The 16,658-nt window shown below is 72.7% G+C and carries 13 protein-coding genes; 6 read left to right on the top strand and 7 right to left on the bottom strand.

Translation table 11 applies throughout. The annotated features are described in order from the left end of the window. Positions 1–20: 20 nt before the first annotated feature. From ALA01S_RS12890 to thiD, 7 genes are all read right to left on the bottom strand, one after another. Positions 21–887 (bottom strand): energy transducer TonB family protein, encoded by an 867-nt coding sequence (locus tag ALA01S_RS12890; protein ID WP_174548622.1) that lies wholly within the window; start codon positions 885–887, stop codon positions 21–23. A gap of 7 nt (positions 888–894) precedes the next feature. Further along, complete coding sequence (locus tag ALA01S_RS12885) at positions 895–2,937, bottom strand: ribonuclease catalytic domain-containing protein (RefSeq protein WP_066336947.1); 2,043 nt, start codon at positions 2,935–2,937, stop codon at positions 895–897. Positions 2,938–2,985: 48 nt separating this feature from the next. Then, positions 2,986–3,726 (bottom strand): 3-oxoacyl-ACP reductase FabG, encoded by a 741-nt coding sequence (gene fabG, locus ALA01S_RS12880; protein WP_066336944.1) that lies wholly within the window; start codon positions 3,724–3,726, stop codon positions 2,986–2,988. Between the two features lie 245 nt (positions 3,727–3,971). Further along, positions 3,972–4,604, bottom strand: coding sequence for a YqiA/YcfP family alpha/beta fold hydrolase (locus tag ALA01S_RS12875; protein WP_066336942.1), 633 nt, complete (start codon positions 4,602–4,604; stop codon positions 3,972–3,974). Then, a complete protein-coding gene (mpl, locus tag ALA01S_RS12870) occupies positions 4,601–5,959 on the bottom strand; it encodes a UDP-N-acetylmuramate:L-alanyl-gamma-D-glutamyl-meso-diaminopimelate ligase (protein ID WP_066336939.1) in 1,359 nt (452 codons plus the stop codon). The genes ALA01S_RS12875 and mpl overlap by 4 nt, the downstream gene beginning before the upstream one ends. A 97-nt stretch (positions 5,960–6,056) precedes the next feature. Then, the gene (gene hemL, locus ALA01S_RS12865; RefSeq protein WP_066336936.1) at positions 6,057–7,355 is read right to left on the bottom strand and encodes a glutamate-1-semialdehyde 2,1-aminomutase; all 1,299 of its coding nucleotides are present in this window, start codon (positions 7,353–7,355) and stop codon (positions 6,057–6,059) included. Then, positions 7,345–8,307: a bifunctional hydroxymethylpyrimidine kinase/phosphomethylpyrimidine kinase gene (thiD, locus tag ALA01S_RS12860; protein ID WP_066336933.1), complete on the bottom strand. Its 963-nt coding sequence runs from the start codon at positions 8,305–8,307 to the stop codon at positions 7,345–7,347. The genes hemL and thiD overlap by 11 nt, the downstream gene beginning before the upstream one ends. Positions 8,308–8,488: 181 nt before the next feature. Here thiD and ALA01S_RS12855 point away from each other — a divergent pair, with 181 nt between their 5' ends. The 6 genes from ALA01S_RS12855 to ALA01S_RS34350 all read left to right on the top strand — a co-directional run. Then, on the top strand, positions 8,489–8,641 hold the full coding sequence (locus tag ALA01S_RS12855; protein ID WP_066336931.1) for a rubredoxin: 153 nt from the start codon (positions 8,489–8,491) through the stop codon (positions 8,639–8,641). A 140-nt stretch (positions 8,642–8,781) separates the two neighbouring features. Next, a complete protein-coding gene (locus ALA01S_RS12850) occupies positions 8,782–9,141 on the top strand; it encodes a response regulator (protein ID WP_066337038.1) in 360 nt (119 codons plus the stop codon). 92 nt (positions 9,142–9,233) lie between these two features. Then, positions 9,234–9,599: a response regulator gene (locus ALA01S_RS12845; RefSeq protein ID WP_066336927.1), complete on the top strand. Its 366-nt coding sequence runs from the start codon at positions 9,234–9,236 to the stop codon at positions 9,597–9,599. A gap of 32 nt (positions 9,600–9,631) precedes the next feature. Beyond that, the gene (locus ALA01S_RS12840; RefSeq protein ID WP_066336924.1) at positions 9,632–10,174 is read left to right on the top strand and encodes a chemotaxis protein CheW; all 543 of its coding nucleotides are present in this window, start codon (positions 9,632–9,634) and stop codon (positions 10,172–10,174) included. After that, positions 10,171–12,372, top strand: a complete 2,202-nt coding sequence (locus tag ALA01S_RS12835; RefSeq protein ID WP_238455786.1) for a methyl-accepting chemotaxis protein — start codon at positions 10,171–10,173, stop codon at positions 12,370–12,372. The genes ALA01S_RS12840 and ALA01S_RS12835 overlap by 4 nt, the downstream gene beginning before the upstream one ends. A gap of 4 nt (positions 12,373–12,376) precedes the next feature. Continuing rightward, positions 12,377–16,658, top strand: a 4,282-nt coding sequence (locus ALA01S_RS34350; RefSeq protein WP_507762109.1) for a FimL-related protein, incomplete at its 3' end; no start/stop codon positions are given.

The following is a 16,658-nucleotide window of genomic DNA, read 5'->3' as shown; positions in this document are numbered from 1 at the left end:
GTGGAGAAGGTGGAGGGTTGTCAGGGGGTGGCCAACGGGATGGCTTCCACGCCGTCCTCGCGGGTGAAGCGAAAGCGCGCGGTGACCACGAGCAGGTCGGCCTGCACGCGCAGTTCGGGTCCGAAGGGGCCGTAGGGCGAAGCGGCCTGGACGATGGCCTGCGCGCGGCGGTCCAGCAGCGGCTGCTCGGAAGGCTTGAGCACCTTGGTCTGCACCACGCGGCCCTGGGCATCGACGGTGATGCCCATGGTCAGCTCGCCGTAGAGCTTGCGGCCCTGCACCTGCGGGAAGTCCTGCGTGCCGCGGGCCTCGATGCGGCGGCGCAGCGCGTCGTAGTAGCGTGCGTAGGCCACTTCGCGCGTGGCGGGGCTGACGTAGCGCTTGCGCGGACGGGCGTTCTCCTCGTTCACGCGGCGCTCTATCTCGGCGAGCTGGCGCTGCAGCCGGCGCTGGCGCTCCTCCTGCTCATGCGCGGCCGGGTTGCCGGCCTCGCGCCGGGGGTCGGGCTGGGGCACCTGCGCCAGCGCCTCGCGCAGCAGCGCCAGCATCTGCTGCTGCTGGGTTTGGAGCTGCTCGATCTGGCGCTGCGCGTCCTCGCTGTCGTTGCCCGGCGCCTCCAGCGCCGAGGCGGGCAGGGGCGAGGTGGCGCGGCCGGACTCGGCGTCACCGCCGCCGGCCAGGCTGTACTGCGCCAGCGCCTGCGCCTTCTTGGGCGACTGTTGCGCCTGCGCGTTGACCAGCACCACCTCCAGCGGCGAGTCCTTGAACAGCCGGTCGAAGGATTGCGGATCGGCCAGCCGCAGCCCAAGCAGGGCTGCGTGCACCGACAAGGACAGGCCCAGCGCCCACTGCAGCGGGCTCAGCGCCGGCAGTCGCAGCGCGCGCATGGCGGCATCAGGCGGCCGCGGCGGGCGGCTCGGCCGCCACGGTGGCATCGGCGTCGGCCACGTCGATGGCCAGCGCCAGCGGGCCGCTGGTCTCTTCCTCGGCCTCGTCGGCCTCGGGTTCGGCCAGCGCTGCGGACGGCGCCGCGTCGTCCAGGCGCGCCAGCAGGCTGGCGTGCAGATCCAGCGTCAGCAGGTCGCAGCCGGTGACGCGCACGCGCACATGCGCGCCGCGCGGCAGGCCTTCGCAGCCCAGGGCGCGGAACACCAGCGGCAGCGTGTCGGCGCGCACCAAGCCGTCCTTGAGCACGGCGGCGTCCAGCTCGGCCACGCCGTTTTGCTGCAGCCAGCGCAGCGTCCAGAAGCGCTCGATGCCGTGCTGGAAGTCGTTGTAGGCGCCGTAGGCCGCGTCGAAGCCGGAAATGATGGAGAAGAGGCTGGCGTCCTTGGGCTTGAAGGGCGCGGCCAGCGCCGCGGTGCGGCCGTGGCGGGCGCAGGCAATGATCTGCCACTGGTTGACCAGGTCCACGTAGCGGCGCAGCGGCGACGTCGCCCAGGTGTACTGCGCCACGCCCATGCCGGCGTGCGGCGCGGGCTTGACGCCCATGCGCACCTTGATGCCCGGCGCCAGGCTGGCCTGGCTGCGGTAGATGCCCGGCACGCCGCACTCGGCCAGCCAGCCGCCCCAGGAGCTGTTGGCCAGGATCATGGCCTCGGACACGATGAGGTCCAGCGGCGCGCCGCGGCGCCGCGTGCTGATGTGCACCGTCTCGTCGCCCGTGGGCTCGCCCTCGTTGTCCAGCAGCCGGAAGTTGTAGTCCGGGCGATTGAAATTCTCGGGCTTGCCGCGCACCACCTCGCGCTGCGCCTTGAGGTGCCTGGCCAGGCGGTAGGTGAAGGCCAGCTCGGCGGCGAACTCGTAGTCGGCCGGGGCTTCGCCGGTCAGGCTGGCCTCGGTGATGACGTCGTCGAGCTGGTCGTGGCGCAGGTTGCGCACGATGGGCACGCGCTCCAGCCGTGTCTCGCGCGAGCGCACCTCCAGCGTCGCCTCGTCGAAGGTGACGTACAGGCTCACCGCCGGGCAGTCACGGCCTTCAATGAGCGTGTAGGCCTGCACCACCTCGTCGGGCAGCATGGTCAGCTTCCAGCCCGGCATGTAGACGGTCGAGAGGCGGTCGCGCGCCACCTTGTCCACCGGCGTGTCCGGCTGCACCGCCAGGCCCGGTGCGGCGATGTGCACGCCCATCACCACGGTGCCGCTGCCCAGGCCCTGCACGGACAGGGCGTCGTCGATCTCGGTGGTGGCCGAGTCGTCGATGGAGAAGGCCGCCACGGGCGCCAGCGGCAGCTCTTCCTTGATGGCCGGCGCCTGCAGCGCAGGGAAGCCCGTGCCCTTGGGGAACATCTCGAACAGGAAGCGCCGCCAATGGAACTGGTAGGGGCTGCTGATGGCGCCGGCCTCCTTGAGCAGGTCCAGCGGCGCGCGCTGCGCCTGCTTGGCCGCGTCCACCACGGCCTTGTACTCGGCGGCGTTCTTGTCGGGGCGGAACAGGATCTTGTAGAGCTGCTCGCGGATCGGCTCGGGGCAGCGCCCGGCCACCAGCTCGCCGGCCCAGCTTTCGATCTGCGCGGCCAGCTGCTTCTTGCGCTCAATGCCCAGCAGCGCGGCCTTGACGATCTCTTCAGGCGCCTTCTTGAACACGCCCTTGCCGGCGCGGCGGAAGTAGTGCGGAGCGTCGTAGAGGCGCAGCAGCGCCGCCACCTGCTGCTGCAGCGAGGCGTTGGCGCTGAAATAGTCGCGTGCCAGCGCGGCAAAGCCGAACTCGCCTTCCGGCGCGAATTCCCAGGCCAGGTCGAGATCGATCTCGGGCGCGATGGCCTGGGCGCCGGCCAGGAGCTCGGCGGGTGCGGGCTTGTCGAACTTCAGCAGCACGTTGGCGGTTTTCACCTTGACGCGCTTGCCGGAGTCGAGCTCGACCTGCAGCGAGCTCTCGGCTTCTGACATCACACGGCCGGCCAGGAACTTGCCGGCTTCATCGAACAGGGCGTACATCGGCGCTATTGTCGCCGCAGCGGCAGGGCGCGCCGATGCGCCCGCTCGTCAGACGGTCAGGCCGCCCGCGACTTCGAGCACGGCGCCGTTGACGTAGCTGGCCTCGTCGCTGGCCAGGAAGGCGTAGGCGTTGGCGATTTCTTCCGGCTTGCCCAGGCGCCCCATGGGCACTTCGGCCTTGAGCTGGTCAATGACCTTGTCGGGAATGGTGTCGAGGATGGGCGTCTGGATGAAGCCCGGCGCCACCGCGTTGACGCGCACGCCCTTGGGGCCCAGCTCGCGCGACCAGGTCTTGGTGAAGCCGATGACGCCGAACTTCGTGGCCGCGTAGTTGGTCTGGCCGAAGTTGCCGTAGATGCCCACCACGCTGGAGGCGTTGAGGATGACGCCGCTGCCCTGCGCCACCATCGTGTCGGCCACGGCCTGCGAGCAGTGGAAGACGCCGCGCAGGTTGACGTCGATGACGGCGTCGAACTGCTCCAGCGTCATCTTCTGCAGCCGCGCGTCGCGCGTGATGCCGGCGTTGTTGACCAGCACGTCGATGCGCCCGTGGCGCGCCTTGACCGCGGCCACCATGGCGTCCACCTGCGCGCGGTTGGTGACGTTGACCACGTGGCCCTCGGCCCGCCCGCCGGCCTCCAGGCACTGGCCCACGGCGGCATCCACCGCCTCCGGCTTCACGTCGCACAGGACGACCACCGCGCCCTCCGCGCAGAACTTCTGTGCCGTGGCCAGTCCGATGCCTTGGGCGGCACCGGTGACGATGCAGATCTTGTCTTTCAAACGCATGAATCGAGCTCCAGGAAGGTGTGAACGGCACCGGCCACCGCGAGCCACCAGGGTGCGGGCGCTTTGGGCCGATGCGCTCGCATCCATGGTGTCACGCGGTTTGGTACTGCCTGGACGGCCGGGTTGGCCAGCAGCCCTGGGCGGGGCCGGGAACTGCAGGCGTGTTGCCGGCAATCAATGTACCCCGACCCAACACCGCTTCGCGGCGGGCGCCGCGAGGCGCCCAGGCGGTGCCCAGAGGGGGCTCAGACAGCGCTGGGCTGCAGGCCGAGAAAGCCCAGCAGGCGGGGCAGGTGGGCGTCGAAATCCGACAGCGCGTGATCGCTGCCCTCGATGACGTGCAGGCCGCATTGCGCATAGCGGGCCGCCATCTCATGCCAGTCCAGCACCTCGTCGCCGGTGGCGACGAAGGCCAGGTAGCGCCGGGGGGCGGTGATGGCCGGCGGATGCAGCTCGCGCAGCTCGTCCACGAACTCGGCCCGGAAGAAGAAATGCTGCTGCGGATCGTGAAACGCCGTTTGCTCGCCGATGTAGCGCGCCAGGTCGCGCGCGGGTTCCACGGCCGGGTTGATCAGCACGGCGCGGCAACTCCGCCGCTCGGCCAGCACCGTGGCGTAGAAGCCGCCCAGCGAGCTGCCGACCACGGCCATGCCGTCCTTGGGCCAGTCGGCCGTGCCCTGCAGCAGCAGATCGACCGCCTCGCGCGGCGAGGGCGGCAGCTGCGGACACCACCAGTGCACGTCCGGCCGGTGCGCCTGCATCCAGGCCGCCATGCGCTGCGCCTTGAACGAGCGCGGCGACGAGCGAAAGCCGTGCAGGTACAGCACGTGGGTGACGGGCGCCCCGGGGAGGGCCTGGGGCTCGTCGGCGGTGTTCACGCCTTTTTCCCCAGGGCCTGCAGCAGCTTGTCGTGTATGCCGCCGAAGCTGCCGTTGCTCATGCACAGGATGTGGTCGCCGGGCCTGGCGGCCTTCACCACGGCGCGCACGAGGGTGTCGATGTCCTCGCACACCACGGCCTGCTCGCCCATGGGCGCCAGCGCCTCGGCCGCGTTCCAGCCCAGGCCGCCGGCGTGGCAGAAGCTCAGGTCCGCCTCTTCCAGCGCCCAGGGCAGCTGGGCCTTCATGGTGCCGAGCTTCATGGTGTTGGAGCGCGGCTCGAACACGGCCAGGATGCGGTCCAGCCCGACGCGGCGGCGCAGCCCGTTGACGGTGGTGCGCAGCGCGGTGGGGTGGTGGGCGAAGTCGTCGTAGACCTTCACGCCGCCGGCCTCGCCGCGCAGCTCCAGGCGGCGGCGCACGTTCTCGAAGCGGCCCAGCGCCTCGGCCGCCAGCTCAGGCGCCACGCCCACGTGCTCGGCCGCGGCCAGCGCCGCCAGCGCGTTGAGCTGGTTGTGCTCGCCCAACAGGGCCCATTCCACGCGGGCGATCTTGAGGCCGCCGCGCAGCACGTCGAAGGCATGGGGCTCGCCGCGCGCGCGCAGCGTGCCGGCTTCTTCCTTGCGCGTGCCGAAGCGCTGCACCTCGCTCCAGCAGCCGCGCGCCAGCACGCGCTGCAGGGCCTCCTCGCGGGCGTTGACCACCAGGCGGCCACTGGCCGGCACGGTACGCACGAGGTGGTGGAACTGGGTCTCGATGGCGCCCAGGTCCGGGAAGATGTCCGCGTGGTCGAACTCCAGGTTGTTGAGCACGGCCGTGCGCGGGCGGTAATGGACGAACTTGCTGCGCTTGTCGAAGAAGGCGGTGTCGTACTCGTCGGCCTCGATCACGAAGCTGCGGCCCTCGCCCAACCGCGCCGAGACGCCGAAGTTCATGGGCACGCCGCCCACCAGGAAGCCCGGCTGCAGCCCCGCGTGCTCCAGGATCCAGGCCAGCATGGACGTGGTGGTGGTCTTGCCGTGCGTGCCGGCCACGGCCAGCACGTGGCGGCCCTGCAGCACTTCCTGCGACAGCCACTGCGGCCCGCTGGTGTAGGGCAGCCCCGCGTCGAGGATGGCCTCCATCAGCGCGTTGCCGCGGCTGACCACGTTGCCGATCACGAACATGTCCGGCTTGAGCGCGAGCTGGTCCGGGCTGAAGCCCTCGATCAGGTCGATGCCCAGGGCGCGCAACTGGTCGCTCATGGGCGGATAGACGTTGGCGTCGCAGCCCGTCACGCGGTGGCCGGCCTCGCGCGCCAGCGCCGCCAGTCCGCCCATGAAGGTGCCGCAGATGCCCAGGATGTGGATGTGCATCGGCTGAATTTTAAAAGTGGCCCAAGGGGCTTCGCGGGCGGCTGCCAGACAGTTACAGCCCGGCCGCGAGGGCCAGGCGCATGCCGGTGGCTGCGTCTCAGGCCCGCAGTGCGGTGCGCGCGGCTTCCAGCGTGGCGTCGATGTCGGCGTCGCTGTGCGCGGCGCTGACGAAGCCGGCCTCGTACATGGCCGGGGCCAGGTACACGCCGCGATCCAGCATGGCGTGGAAGAAGCGGTTGAAGCGCTCGGTGCCGCCGGCCATCACGGTCTTGTAGTTCTGCGGCAGCGACTCGGCGAAGAAGAAGCCGAACATGCCGCCCTCGCAGTCGCCCACCAGCGGCACGCCTTCCTCGCGGGCCACGGTTTCCAGGCCGTCCACCAGGCGCTTGGTCTTGGCGGCAAGCGCGTCGAAGAAGCCGGGCTTGGCGATCTCGCGCAGCGTGGCCAGGCCGCAGGCCGTGGCCACCGGGTTGCCGCTGAGGGTGCCGGCCTGGTAGACCGGGCCCAGCGGCGCGAGGTGCTGCATGACGGCGCGGCTGGCGCCGAAGGCCGCCAGCGGCATGCCGCCGCCGATGACCTTGCCGAACACGCTCACGTCCGGCTTGAAGCCCGGGATCAGCTTGGCGTAGAGGGACTGCGCGCTGCCCAGCGCGACGCGGAAGCCGCTCATCACCTCGTCGAGCACCAGCAGCGCGCCGTGCCGGGTGCACAGCTCGCGCAGCCGCGTCATGAAGGGCACGCTGGAGCGCACGAAGTTCATGTTGCCGGCGATGGGCTCGACCATCACGCAGGCGATCTCGGCACCCTGCAGCGCGAAGGCCTCTTCGAGCTGCTCGACGTTGTTGTATTCGAGCACCATGGTGTGCTGCACCACCTCGGCGGGCACGCCGGCGCTGGTGGGGTGGCCGAAGGTGGCCAGGCCCGACCCGGCCTTGACCAGCAGGGCGTCCGCGTGGCCGTGGTAGCAGCCCTCGAACTTGATCAGCAGCGAGCGCCCCGTGGCGCCGCGCGCCAGGCGGATGGCGCTCATGGCGGCCTCGGTGCCGGAGCTCACCAGGCGCAACTGCTCCACGCTGGGCACCTGCTCGATGATGGCCTCGACCAGCTCGATCTCGCGCTCGGTGGGCGCGCCGAAGCTGAAGCCCTCGGTGGCCGCGCGCTGCACGGCTTCGAGCACGGCCGGGTGGCCGTGGCCCAGGATCATCGGACCCCAGGAGCCGATGTAGTCGATGTAGCGCTGGCCCTCGGCGTCGACCATGTAGGCGCCCTGGGCGCTGCGGATGAAGCGCGGCGTGCCGCCCACGGCGCGGAAGGCGCGCACGGGCGAGTTCACGCCGCCGGGGATGACGGCTTGGGCGCGTTCGAACAGGGCGGCGTTGGTGGTTTCAGTGGACACGGCGGGAGCTTCCCTTGTTGTTGTCGCTGGCGGGGGAGAGGGTTTCGGCCTCCTGGGCTTGCGGCATCTCGCCCTCGGCGCCCTCTTCGGGCGGCAGTGCCCAGAAGAAGCGGTCGGGCACCACGTTGCCCATGCCGGGGCGGAAGCCCGCGTCCAGGCTCTGGTCCAGGAAGGCCAGCGCCTCGCCCACGGCGGCCTGCAGCTCGGTGTCGGCCGCCAGCAGCGAGGCCAGCGCCGCGGAGAGCGTGTCGCCCGCGCCGACGAAGGCGGTGTCGAAGCGCTCGAACTTCTCGCCCGTGAGCGCGGCCTGCGGCGAGGCCAGCACGTTGTCCAGGTACTGCTCGCCGCCGCGCGACTGCAGGTGCACGCCCGTGACGAGCACGAAGCGCGCGCCGTGCTCGGCCGCGGCCACGGCCAGCTCGCGCGCGGAGGGCGGGCGCTCGCTTTCCCAGTCCGGCAGCAGGAAATCGGTGAGCGTCTGGTGGCCTCCCACCAGTACCTCGGTGGCCGGCAGGATGAGCTCGCGGAAGGCGTCCAGGTAGGGCTCGCGCTGGTCTTCCTGCTCTATCCACGAGAGGCTGGGCATGTAGGCCACCAGCGGCACGTCGGGGTAGTCGGAGAGGATCTCCGCCACCGCCGCCACCACCTCGGCCGAGCCGAGGAAGCCGACCTTCCAGGCCGAGATGGTCACGTCTTCCAGCACGGAGCGGGCCTGCTCCACGACGACCTCGGCGTCTATCTCGTGGTGGTCGAATACCTCGGCGGTGTCGCGCATGAGGATGGAGGTGGTCACGGGCAGCGCGTGCGCGCCCATGGCGGCGATGGTGCACACGTCGCCGGCCACGCCGCCCGCGCCGCTGGCGTCGGCGGCGTTGAAGCTCATCACGCAGGCCGGTGCAGGAGCTTCCTGCGCCGCTTCGTCGGCGGCGGCGGGATTGGTGTCGGGGTTCATGGGGGTGGTCCTGAAGTTCCTGCGGCGCTGCGCCTGCGAAGCTGCTGCGCGCGGGCGCAGGACTGTGAAAAGTGGCATGTTGCCGAGGCCGGATCGTCGCGCCGGACGCCCAGAGGCCATGGCTACAATGCCCGTCGATTGTAGTGATTGACAATACCAAGTGAGCGAACCCCGAACCTGGATGTGCCTCATCTGCGGCTGGATCTATGACGAAGCCGCCGGCGACCCCGAGCACGACATTGCCCCCGGCACCCGCTGGGAAGACGTGCCCATGAACTGGACCTGCCCCGAGTGCGGCGCCCGCAAGGAAGACTTCGAGATGGTCCAACTTTGAGCCACGGCGCCGCCTGTGCCTGCTGCAGGCGGCCACGGCCTTGCTGAGAGCGGAAGGCTCCCATGATCGACGACGAAACCGTCCCCGCTTCCGCTTTCGCCACCACGGCACCGTCCCTGGCCGTCACGCCGCTGCGCGTGATGGTGATCGACGACAGCCACACCATCCGGCGCAGCGCCGAGATCTTCCTGCACCAGGGAGGCCACGAGGTGCTGCTGGCCGAGGATGGCTTCGACGCGCTGGCGCTCATCGACGAGTTCGAGCCCGCGCTCATCTTCTGCGACATCCTCATGCCGCGCCTGGACGGCTACCAGACCTGCGCGCTGTTGCGGCGCAACCCGCGCTTTGCCCAGGTGCCGCTGGTCATGCTCACCTCCAAGGACGGCCTGTTCGACCGTGCCCGTGCCCGCCTGGCCGGCGCACAGGACCACCTGACCAAGCCCTTCACCAAGGACCAGCTCCTGCACGCCGTGGCCCGCTACGGCCCGGCCGGCGGCTGAAGCCGGGACCGCAGGTCCCAGGCCTACTCCGTACCCGAACGCGTTTGCCGCGCATTCCTCCCTCCAAGCTTGCACGGCCCCAAGGACTCCCGATGCCGATTCACAAGATCCTGCTGGTGGACGATTCCCGCACCGAGCTGCATCACATGAGCGAGTTGCTGCGCCAGGCCGGCTACAGCGTGCGCACGGCCGAGAACGGACAGCAGGCGCTCACCAGCCTGGCCGAGGACAAGCCCGACCTCATCCTCATGGACGTGGTGCTGCCGGGCTCCAATGGCTTTCAGCTCACCCGCACCATCACGCGCGACCAGCGCTTTGCCGATCTGCCCGTGATCATCTGCAGCAGCAAGGGGCAGATGACCGACAAGGTCTGGGGCATGCGCCAGGGCGCGCGCGACTACGTGGTCAAACCCGTGGATACCCAGGAGCTGCTCGGCAAGATCCGGGCGCTGGGCTGAGGCGCCGCGTGCCGTCGTCGCCACCGCCGTCCATGCCCCGCCAGGCAGATCCCCGGCAGTTGCAGGCGCGGCTGGCGCAGCAGCTTCACGACATGCCCGCCGGCCAGGCCCCCGCGTGGCTGGCCGCCGAATGCGCCGGCCTGCGGCTGCTGCTGCCGCTGCAGGAGGTGGGCGAGATCGTCGAGCACGCGCCGCCGCTGCTGCCGCTGCCCCACGCGCGGCCGTGGTTCGAGGGCGTGCTCAACCTGCGCGGCCAGCTCCACGGCGTGGTGGACCTGGCCGCCTTCCTGGGCCTGCGCCCCGGCGGCGGCGTGCCCGCGGCCGGTCACCTGGTGGCGTTGCACCCGTCGCTGGGCCTGCACTGCCTGCTGCGCGTGGACCGGCTGGCCGGGCTGCGCAACGGGGCTCAGCTCGCATCGCTGCCCAGGCCGGCCGCACGGGCCGGCGCGCCGGCCTTCGCGGGCGAGCTCTACGACGACGGACAGGGCCGGACCTGGCAGGCGCTGCGCCTGGCGGCACTGGCGCGCGACGCGCACTTCCTGCACGTCGCCCAGCCGCTGCCGGGGCCGCAATGAGGCTGCGCCGGCTGCTGGATGCCCGTGCCCACGCCGTGCAGGCGGCCTGGGCCGCCTCCGGCGCCGTGCCGCCAGCGCCGCCCTCTGACACCGCCATGGCGCCCACCGTGCCCATGCAGCGCCCAACGCGCAGCCGCACGGCGCGGCGGCTGCGCCGTGCGGCTGCGCAGCCCGCGGTGCGGCGCCAGCGGCTGCTGGCCGGCCTCATGGCGCTGGGCACCGCGTCGCTGGTGGCCGGCACGCTGCTGGCGGTGCAGCGCGCCGAGCGCGGCTCCTCCCAGGTGGCCGCCTGCGGCCAGGCGCTGATGCAGTCGCAGCGCCTGGCCAAGTCGGCCGCGCAGGCGCTGGCCGGGCAGCCCGCGGCCTTCGCCGAGGTGGAGGACAGCGCCGGCGTGCTCGCGCGCAACCTGCGCGGCCTGCGCGGCGCCACCGGCATGGCGCCCGCGCCGCGGGCGCTGCAGCCCAAGGTGGCGCAACTGCTGCTGCTGGCCGAGATCGCCGAAAAGAACGCCCGCACCGTGCTGTCCCAGCAGTCGCGGCTGATGCAGGCCGCGCAGGCGCTGCAGGTGCTCAACGGGCTCTCCGCCCAACTGCTCGCAGACGCCGAGGCCCTGGCCGTGCTGGAGCTGCAGCGCGAGGCCGTGCCCGCGCGGCTGGCCGCCATGGGGCGGCTTTCTCTGCTCACGCAGCGCATTCCGCGCAGCGCCATCGAATTCTTCACCGCCCACGACACCCGCCACGAGACGCTGCAGCGCCTTGGGCAGGACCTCGACGCCTTCCGCACCCTGGCCCACGGCCTGCTCGATGGCGACCCCATGCTGCGCCTGCCGCCCGCGCGTGAGGCCGCCGCGCGCGAGCAACTGCTGGCGCTGCTGGACGTGTTCGCCCGCACCCGGCGCGAGGCCGGCGTGATCCTGGAGCAGTTGCAGCCGCTGGCCGCCGCCAGCGCCGCGCACCAGGACATCGTGCTCGACAGCGAGCCGCTGCGCCGCGGCCTGGAAGACCTGCAGCACCGCCTGGAGCGCGAGGCCGGCTTCGGCGGCGCGGCCCTGGTGCTCATGGTGCTGGGGACGCTGGCCCTGTTGGGCGGCGGCGCGTCGCTGGTGCGGCTGTACGTGCGCGAGCAGGCCCAGCGCGCCGCGCTGGCCGAGGCGCGGCGGCGCGATGCCGAGCTGCGCCGCCAGGAGGAAGAGCGCCGCAACGAGGCCACGCAGGCCGCCATCCTGCGCCTGATGAACGAGCTGCAGGCCGTCTCCGGCGGCGACCTCACGCGCCAGGCCACGGTCAGCGAGGATGACCTCACCGGCTCCATCGCCGACGCCATCAACTTCACCGTCGAGGCGCTGCGCGAGCTCGTCTCCCAGGTGCAGGACACCGCCGCCAGCGTCAGCGCCACCATGGGCGACGTGCAGCGCACGGCCGCGGCGCAGCTTCAGGCCTCCACCGCGCTGCTGCGCGAGATACGCGACACCGGCGAATCGGTGCTGGCCATGGCCGGGCACATCCACGACGTCTCGGCCCAGGCCCAGCACACCGCCGAGGTGGCGCGCCACGCGCTGCAGGCCGCCGGCCGCGGGCAGGCCGCGGTGCAGGACAGCGTGCGCGGCATGCAGGCGCTGCGCCACCACGTCCAGGACGGCGCCCGGCGCCTGGAGCACCTGGCCGGGCGTTCGCAGGACATCGGCGAGATCACCGGCCTCGCCGCCGGCATCGCCGGGCAGGCCAAGGTCCTGGCGCTCAACGCCGCCATACGGGCCGCCGGCACCGGCGAGGCCGGGCGCGGCTTGCCGGTGGTGGTGCAGGAGGTGCAGCACCTGGCCGAGCGCTCGGCCGACGCCTCACACCGCATTGCGGCGCTGGTGCACGGCCTGCAGGCCGACACCCGCGATGCCCTGGCCGCCATGCAATGCACCACGCAGGGCGCGGCGCAGGGCACGCAGTGCACCGACGCCGCCGGCGCCGCGTTGAGCGACATGGCGCGCGTTTCACGCGAGCTGTGCGCCCACATGGCGCGCATCTGCGAGCAGGCCCTGTCGCAGGCGCAGTCGGCCTCGGTGGTGGCCGCCAACATTCAGCACATTTTTGCCGTCACCGAAAAGGCCGAGGCCGGCACGCGCTCCACCGTGCAGCGCGTGCAGGACCTCGCCCGCTGCGCCGAAGCGCTGCGCCAATCGGTGGCCCGCTTCAAGCTTCGTTGATCCGATGGGCTCCCAAGTTTCCAACGCCTTCCTGTTGTCCGATTTCATGGTCCCGGCGCCGGCCGACGCGGCCGTCCCGCCGCTGGAGCTGGAGCCCCAGGCCAGCGTCGAGTCGCTGGCGCGCGTGCACGAGGAGCTGTCGCGGCTGCTCGAAGCCGTGCCGCGCACGCTGCAGCGGTTGCGCCGCGGCGCCGCGCCGGCCGAAGGCGACGCCGCCGCGGTGCAGCAGTTGGCCGTGCGCCAGTTGCGTCAGGCCGCGGGCGCGCTGCGCATCGCCGGCTTCGAGCAGACGGCGCGGCTGCCCCAGGCCGCCGCGGCGCTGCTGGAGCCGCCGGCCACGCGCGGCGAGCTGGCGGCGGAAAACCTGGTCGAGGCCGTGGAGCAGGGCTGCGCCGCGCTGCAAGCCTACCTGCGCCGCTGGCGCCTGGGCTCGCCGCTGTCGCCGCTGGCGCTGTTCCCGGCCTGGAGCCGGCTGTGCACGCTGGCCGGGGCCGAGCGCGTCCACCCGGCCGACCTCTGGCCCGTGCCCTGGCGCTGGCTGGCCCTGCCCGCCGACGAGCGGCTGCCGCCGCTGCAGCCCGCCGGGCCCGCCCGCACGGCCGCCGAGCAGTTGACGCTGGCGCTCATGCGCGATGCGCGCAGCCCCGCCGCGGCCCGGCTCAGCGACCTCTTCGCCGCGCTGGCGCGCGGTGCCGCCGACGGCCGCATGGCCACGCTGTGGGGCCTGGCCGCCGCGGTGTACGAGGGGCAGGCCAAGGGACTGCTGGTGCCGGACGTGCATCTCAAGCGCGTGTCCGCGCGGCTGCTGGCGCAAATCCGCCGCGGCCCCTTGGGCACAGTGGACGAGGCCACGCAGCGCCTGGCCCACGACCTGCTGTTCTTCTGTGCCCAGGCCGGCACGCAGGTCCAGGCCAGCAACGCGCCGCGGCTGGCCGCCGTGCGCCATGCCTGGGAACTGCAGCGCCACCCGGCGGTGGACATCGACCATGTGCTGCCGGCCGCGCCTGACGCGGCGCTGCTGGCGCACACGTTGCGCCAGGTCGCCACGGCGCAGGCCTTGTGGGACGGGGCCGCCGCCGGCACGCCGCATCCGGGCCTGTCCAACGTGTTCGCCCAACTGGCGCAGGCGATCAGGCAACTGCTGCCCAAGGAGGAGCTGGCCGCGCAGGCGCTGGGGACGGCGCTGGAGCAGGCCGCGGCCGTGGGCACGCCCTGGACCGCGCTGGCCCTGGAAGTGGCGCAGGCGCTGCTGGCCCTGCAGATGCTGCTGCAGGAGTCCGACACCGAGCCGCCGGGGGCGCAATTGCAGCGCCTGGCCACGCGCGTGGCGCAGGTGCTGGCGGCCGACCCGCTGGACGTCTCGCTGGAACATCTGCCCGTGGAGCCTTGGCTGCTGGCGCTGTCGCAGCGCGGGGCCGAGCGCCAGGCGCTGGCCGCGCTTGGGCAGTCGCTGCGCACCGCCATCAACGAGGCCGGGCTGCAGATAGACGCCCTGGCACAGACGGCCGACGAGAACACGCTGCGCGCCCTGCGCCAGCGGCTGCACAGGCTTGAAGGCGTGCTGGCCCAGCTTGGGCGCACGGCCCTGGCGCAGGGCATGCGCCAGTTGCGCGAGGCGCTGCCGGCGCAGGCCCGCGTGCTGGAGCCTGCCGCCGCCGCCGGCCTGGCGCAGCGCCTGGCGGCGCTGGACCTGGCCTGCGAGCGCCTGGCCCTGAGCCTGCCGCCGGCCGAAGGCGGCGACGAGGCCGCGCTGGCCGCCGCGGCCGCGCTGGCGGCCACGCCGCCCGCCGCGCCCGTGGCGCCGCCTGCCGTCGCCCCGCCACCCATGCCAAGTGCCGCGCCTGCGGCGCAGGTCCGCCAGGACGTCGGAACGGCCGCGAGCGCCGCGGCGGCTTCTGCGGCGCTGCCCGCGGCCGCCGCAGCGCAAACGCTTTCCCCGGGCGGCCCCCCGACACCCGCGCCCATGCCCTACGCACCGCCTTCGGAAGCGGTGCCTGAGCACGCGACGCTGCCTGTGCCTGCCGCCGTCTCCGGGCCTGCGCCAGAACCTGCGGCTGAGCTTGAAGCCGCGCGTGCTGCCCAAGCCGTGCCGGAGCGGGCCGCCGAGCCGGAGCCCGCGCCCGCGCCGGCTTCCGGGGTCGAGCCTGGGCCCGCACCTGTGGCTGAAGCCGAGCCGGTGCCTGAGGCCGAGCCTGTGTCCGCTCCCGGGGCCGAGGTCTCGCCCCGTGCCCAGAGCACGCCGGAGCCCGCGGGCCAACCGCTGTCCGCACCCGGCATTGGGCTGGATGCCTTGCCGACGCTGGAGCCTGTGGGCGTACCGCTGCCGGTGCTGCAGGAAACGATGCCCCTTGCCCTGTTGGACGAGCCCGTGGAGCTGGCCGACCTGGCGCCGGACTGGGGCCCGCCGCTGGACGAATTGCCAGAGCTGGTGGACCTGGCGCAGCCGCTGACGCTCAATCAGCCCGTCATGGGCGCGCCTATCGAACTGGCCTCGCTGCTCAAGCACCGCGATGCCCAGAGCGCCGCGCCGGCACGGGCGCCCGCCGAGACGTCCTCCCGCGCCGTGGCCTTGGCCCGCTTGAAGGGCAGGGAGGTTGTGCCTTTCCTCCCGATCGGGAAGCAGGCCGGCGAGGCCGCTGCCGCACCGCTTGCCAATAGGGCTCCGCAGGGGTGGCCGGTGCCGGCCCAATCGGCCGCAAAGCGTGTTGAAACGCAGCCCGCCGACCCCTTGCCGCCTGTCGGGCAGGCCGTGGCCGCCGCGCAGGCGCAAGAGATACAAGAGGCGCAAGAGGCACAGGTGTCCGCGCTGGTGCCGGACCTGACTGAGGCACCGGTGAAGAGCGAGGAGGGCGCCAGCGCCGCTGCGACGGCGGCCCAGGCTCCAGCCCTGGACGTATCCGCCCCCCAGCCGGCCCATGACGCCTTGGACCTGGAGGACTGGTCCGAGCCGCCGCCAGCCGCCGCCGAGAGCGGGCCGGCCCTTGAAGCGCCGCCTGTGGCGACGGAGGTGCTGCCGCCGGCCGGCGATGCCGCCGCCATCGACCTGGACGTCGAAGACGCGCCCGCGGCGCCATCAGGCGATGAGCCGGCCGGCGAGGATGCGGCCGTCGCGGCACTGCTGGCCGACGACCTCGCCGCCGAGCCCTGGCCCACGGCTGCCGCAAGCGTCCCCGCCGACGAGCCGCCGGCCGATGGTGCTCCGTTCGAAAGCCCGCTGGCCGAGGCGGCGCAGGCCCAGGCCGCGCCCCAGGACGGTGCCCTCAGCGCGCCGCAGCCGGCCGTGGACGACGGCCTGTCCTTTGATCTCTCCTTCGACCTGCCGCCCAACCACCCGCTGGCCGGCCCCTCGGAGCAGGCCGATACACCCTTCGAGCTGTCCTTCGACCTCGACGACGCCGTACCCCCCGCCATGGCGGCGCAGGCCAGCCCCGATCAGCCATTGGCCGGCGCGGACCCGGACTTCGACCTGAATTTCGACGCCGGCCTGGCCGTGCCGGCCCCAGCGCCGGCTTCGGCTCCGGCTCCGGCTCCGGTCTCGGATTTCAACTTCGATCTGGACGTTCCCGCGGCGCCGGTCGCACCGCCGCACAGGCCCCTGGCGCCCGCACCCATGGCCGCCGTGGCCGGCGCGCTGGCGCCGCTGGACGGCGAGGACTGCCTGATCGGCCCGCTGCGCGTGCCGCACGCGCTGTTCGACGTCTACGTGGATGAAGCGCAAGCCCTTTGCGGCCGGCTGCTGCAGCGCCTGGGGGCGTGGGCACCGCCGCAGGCGCTGGAGCGCGAGCTGGTCGTGGTGACGCAGGCCCTGGCGGGCATGGCCGACACCGTGGGCGACCAGGCCCTGGCGGAGCTGGCCCGCGCGTTGGGCGACGCCATGGCGCCTTGCCGCCTGGAAGGTTGCGGCACGGCGGCCATGGCCCAAGTGCTGGTCGAGGGCGCCCTGTGCCTGCGCCGGATGCTGGAGCAGTTCGCCGCCGGCGAGCTGCCGTCGCCCGCGCCAGCCGAACTGCTGCGGGGCCTGCGCACGTTGCACGAAGTGGCGTCCGCACCTTCGCACAACCCCTTCGGCCCCCCGCCGCCGATGCGCGACCGCAGCCTTCCCGTCGCACTGGCCGACGAATCCGCCGTGCCGGCGGACGAGCTGGATGGCGCTGCCGGCCTGTCGGACTGGCCGCAAGCGGCACCCAAGCAGGCGGCAAGCCTGGACGACGACGCCTCCACCGAGGCAGCGCCGTTGCTTGACCTGGCTGACGCGGCCGAGCCCGCCGAGGCGGCCGGGTCGATTG

Origin of the sequence: Azohydromonas lata NBRC 102462 (assembly GCF_001571085.1) — a bacterium.
Lineage (GTDB): Bacteria > Pseudomonadota > Gammaproteobacteria > Burkholderiales > Burkholderiaceae_C > Azohydromonas > Azohydromonas lata.
This window is presented reverse-complemented; position numbering and strand designations above follow the sequence as displayed.

Bases quoted from the DNA above. Each gene is read 5' to 3' on its own strand.
- ALA01S_RS12850 (WP_066337038.1), top strand. From the start codon at position 8,782: ATGGTGATCGACGACAGCCACACCATCCGGCGCAGCGCCGAGATCTTC.
- ALA01S_RS12845 (WP_066336927.1), top strand. From the start codon at position 9,234: ATGCCGATTCACAAGATCCTGCTGGTGGACGATTCCCGCACCGAGCTG.
- ALA01S_RS12855 (WP_066336931.1), top strand. From the start codon at position 8,489: ATGTGCCTCATCTGCGGCTGGATCTATGACGAAGCCGCCGGCGACCCC.
- ALA01S_RS12890 (WP_174548622.1), bottom strand. From the start codon at position 887: ATGCGCGCGCTGCGACTGCCGGCGCTGAGCCCGCTGCAGTGGGCGCTG.
- thiD (WP_066336933.1), bottom strand. From the start codon at position 8,307: ATGAACCCCGACACCAATCCCGCCGCCGCCGACGAAGCGGCGCAGGAA.
- fabG (WP_066336944.1), bottom strand. From the start codon at position 3,726: ATGCGTTTGAAAGACAAGATCTGCATCGTCACCGGTGCCGCCCAAGGC.
- mpl (WP_066336939.1), bottom strand. From the start codon at position 5,959: ATGCACATCCACATCCTGGGCATCTGCGGCACCTTCATGGGCGGACTG.
- ALA01S_RS12885 (WP_066336947.1), bottom strand. From the start codon at position 2,937: ATGTACGCCCTGTTCGATGAAGCCGGCAAGTTCCTGGCCGGCCGTGTG.
- ALA01S_RS12840 (WP_066336924.1), top strand. From the start codon at position 9,632: ATGCCCCGCCAGGCAGATCCCCGGCAGTTGCAGGCGCGGCTGGCGCAG.
- ALA01S_RS12835 (WP_238455786.1), top strand. From the start codon at position 10,171: ATGAGGCTGCGCCGGCTGCTGGATGCCCGTGCCCACGCCGTGCAGGCG.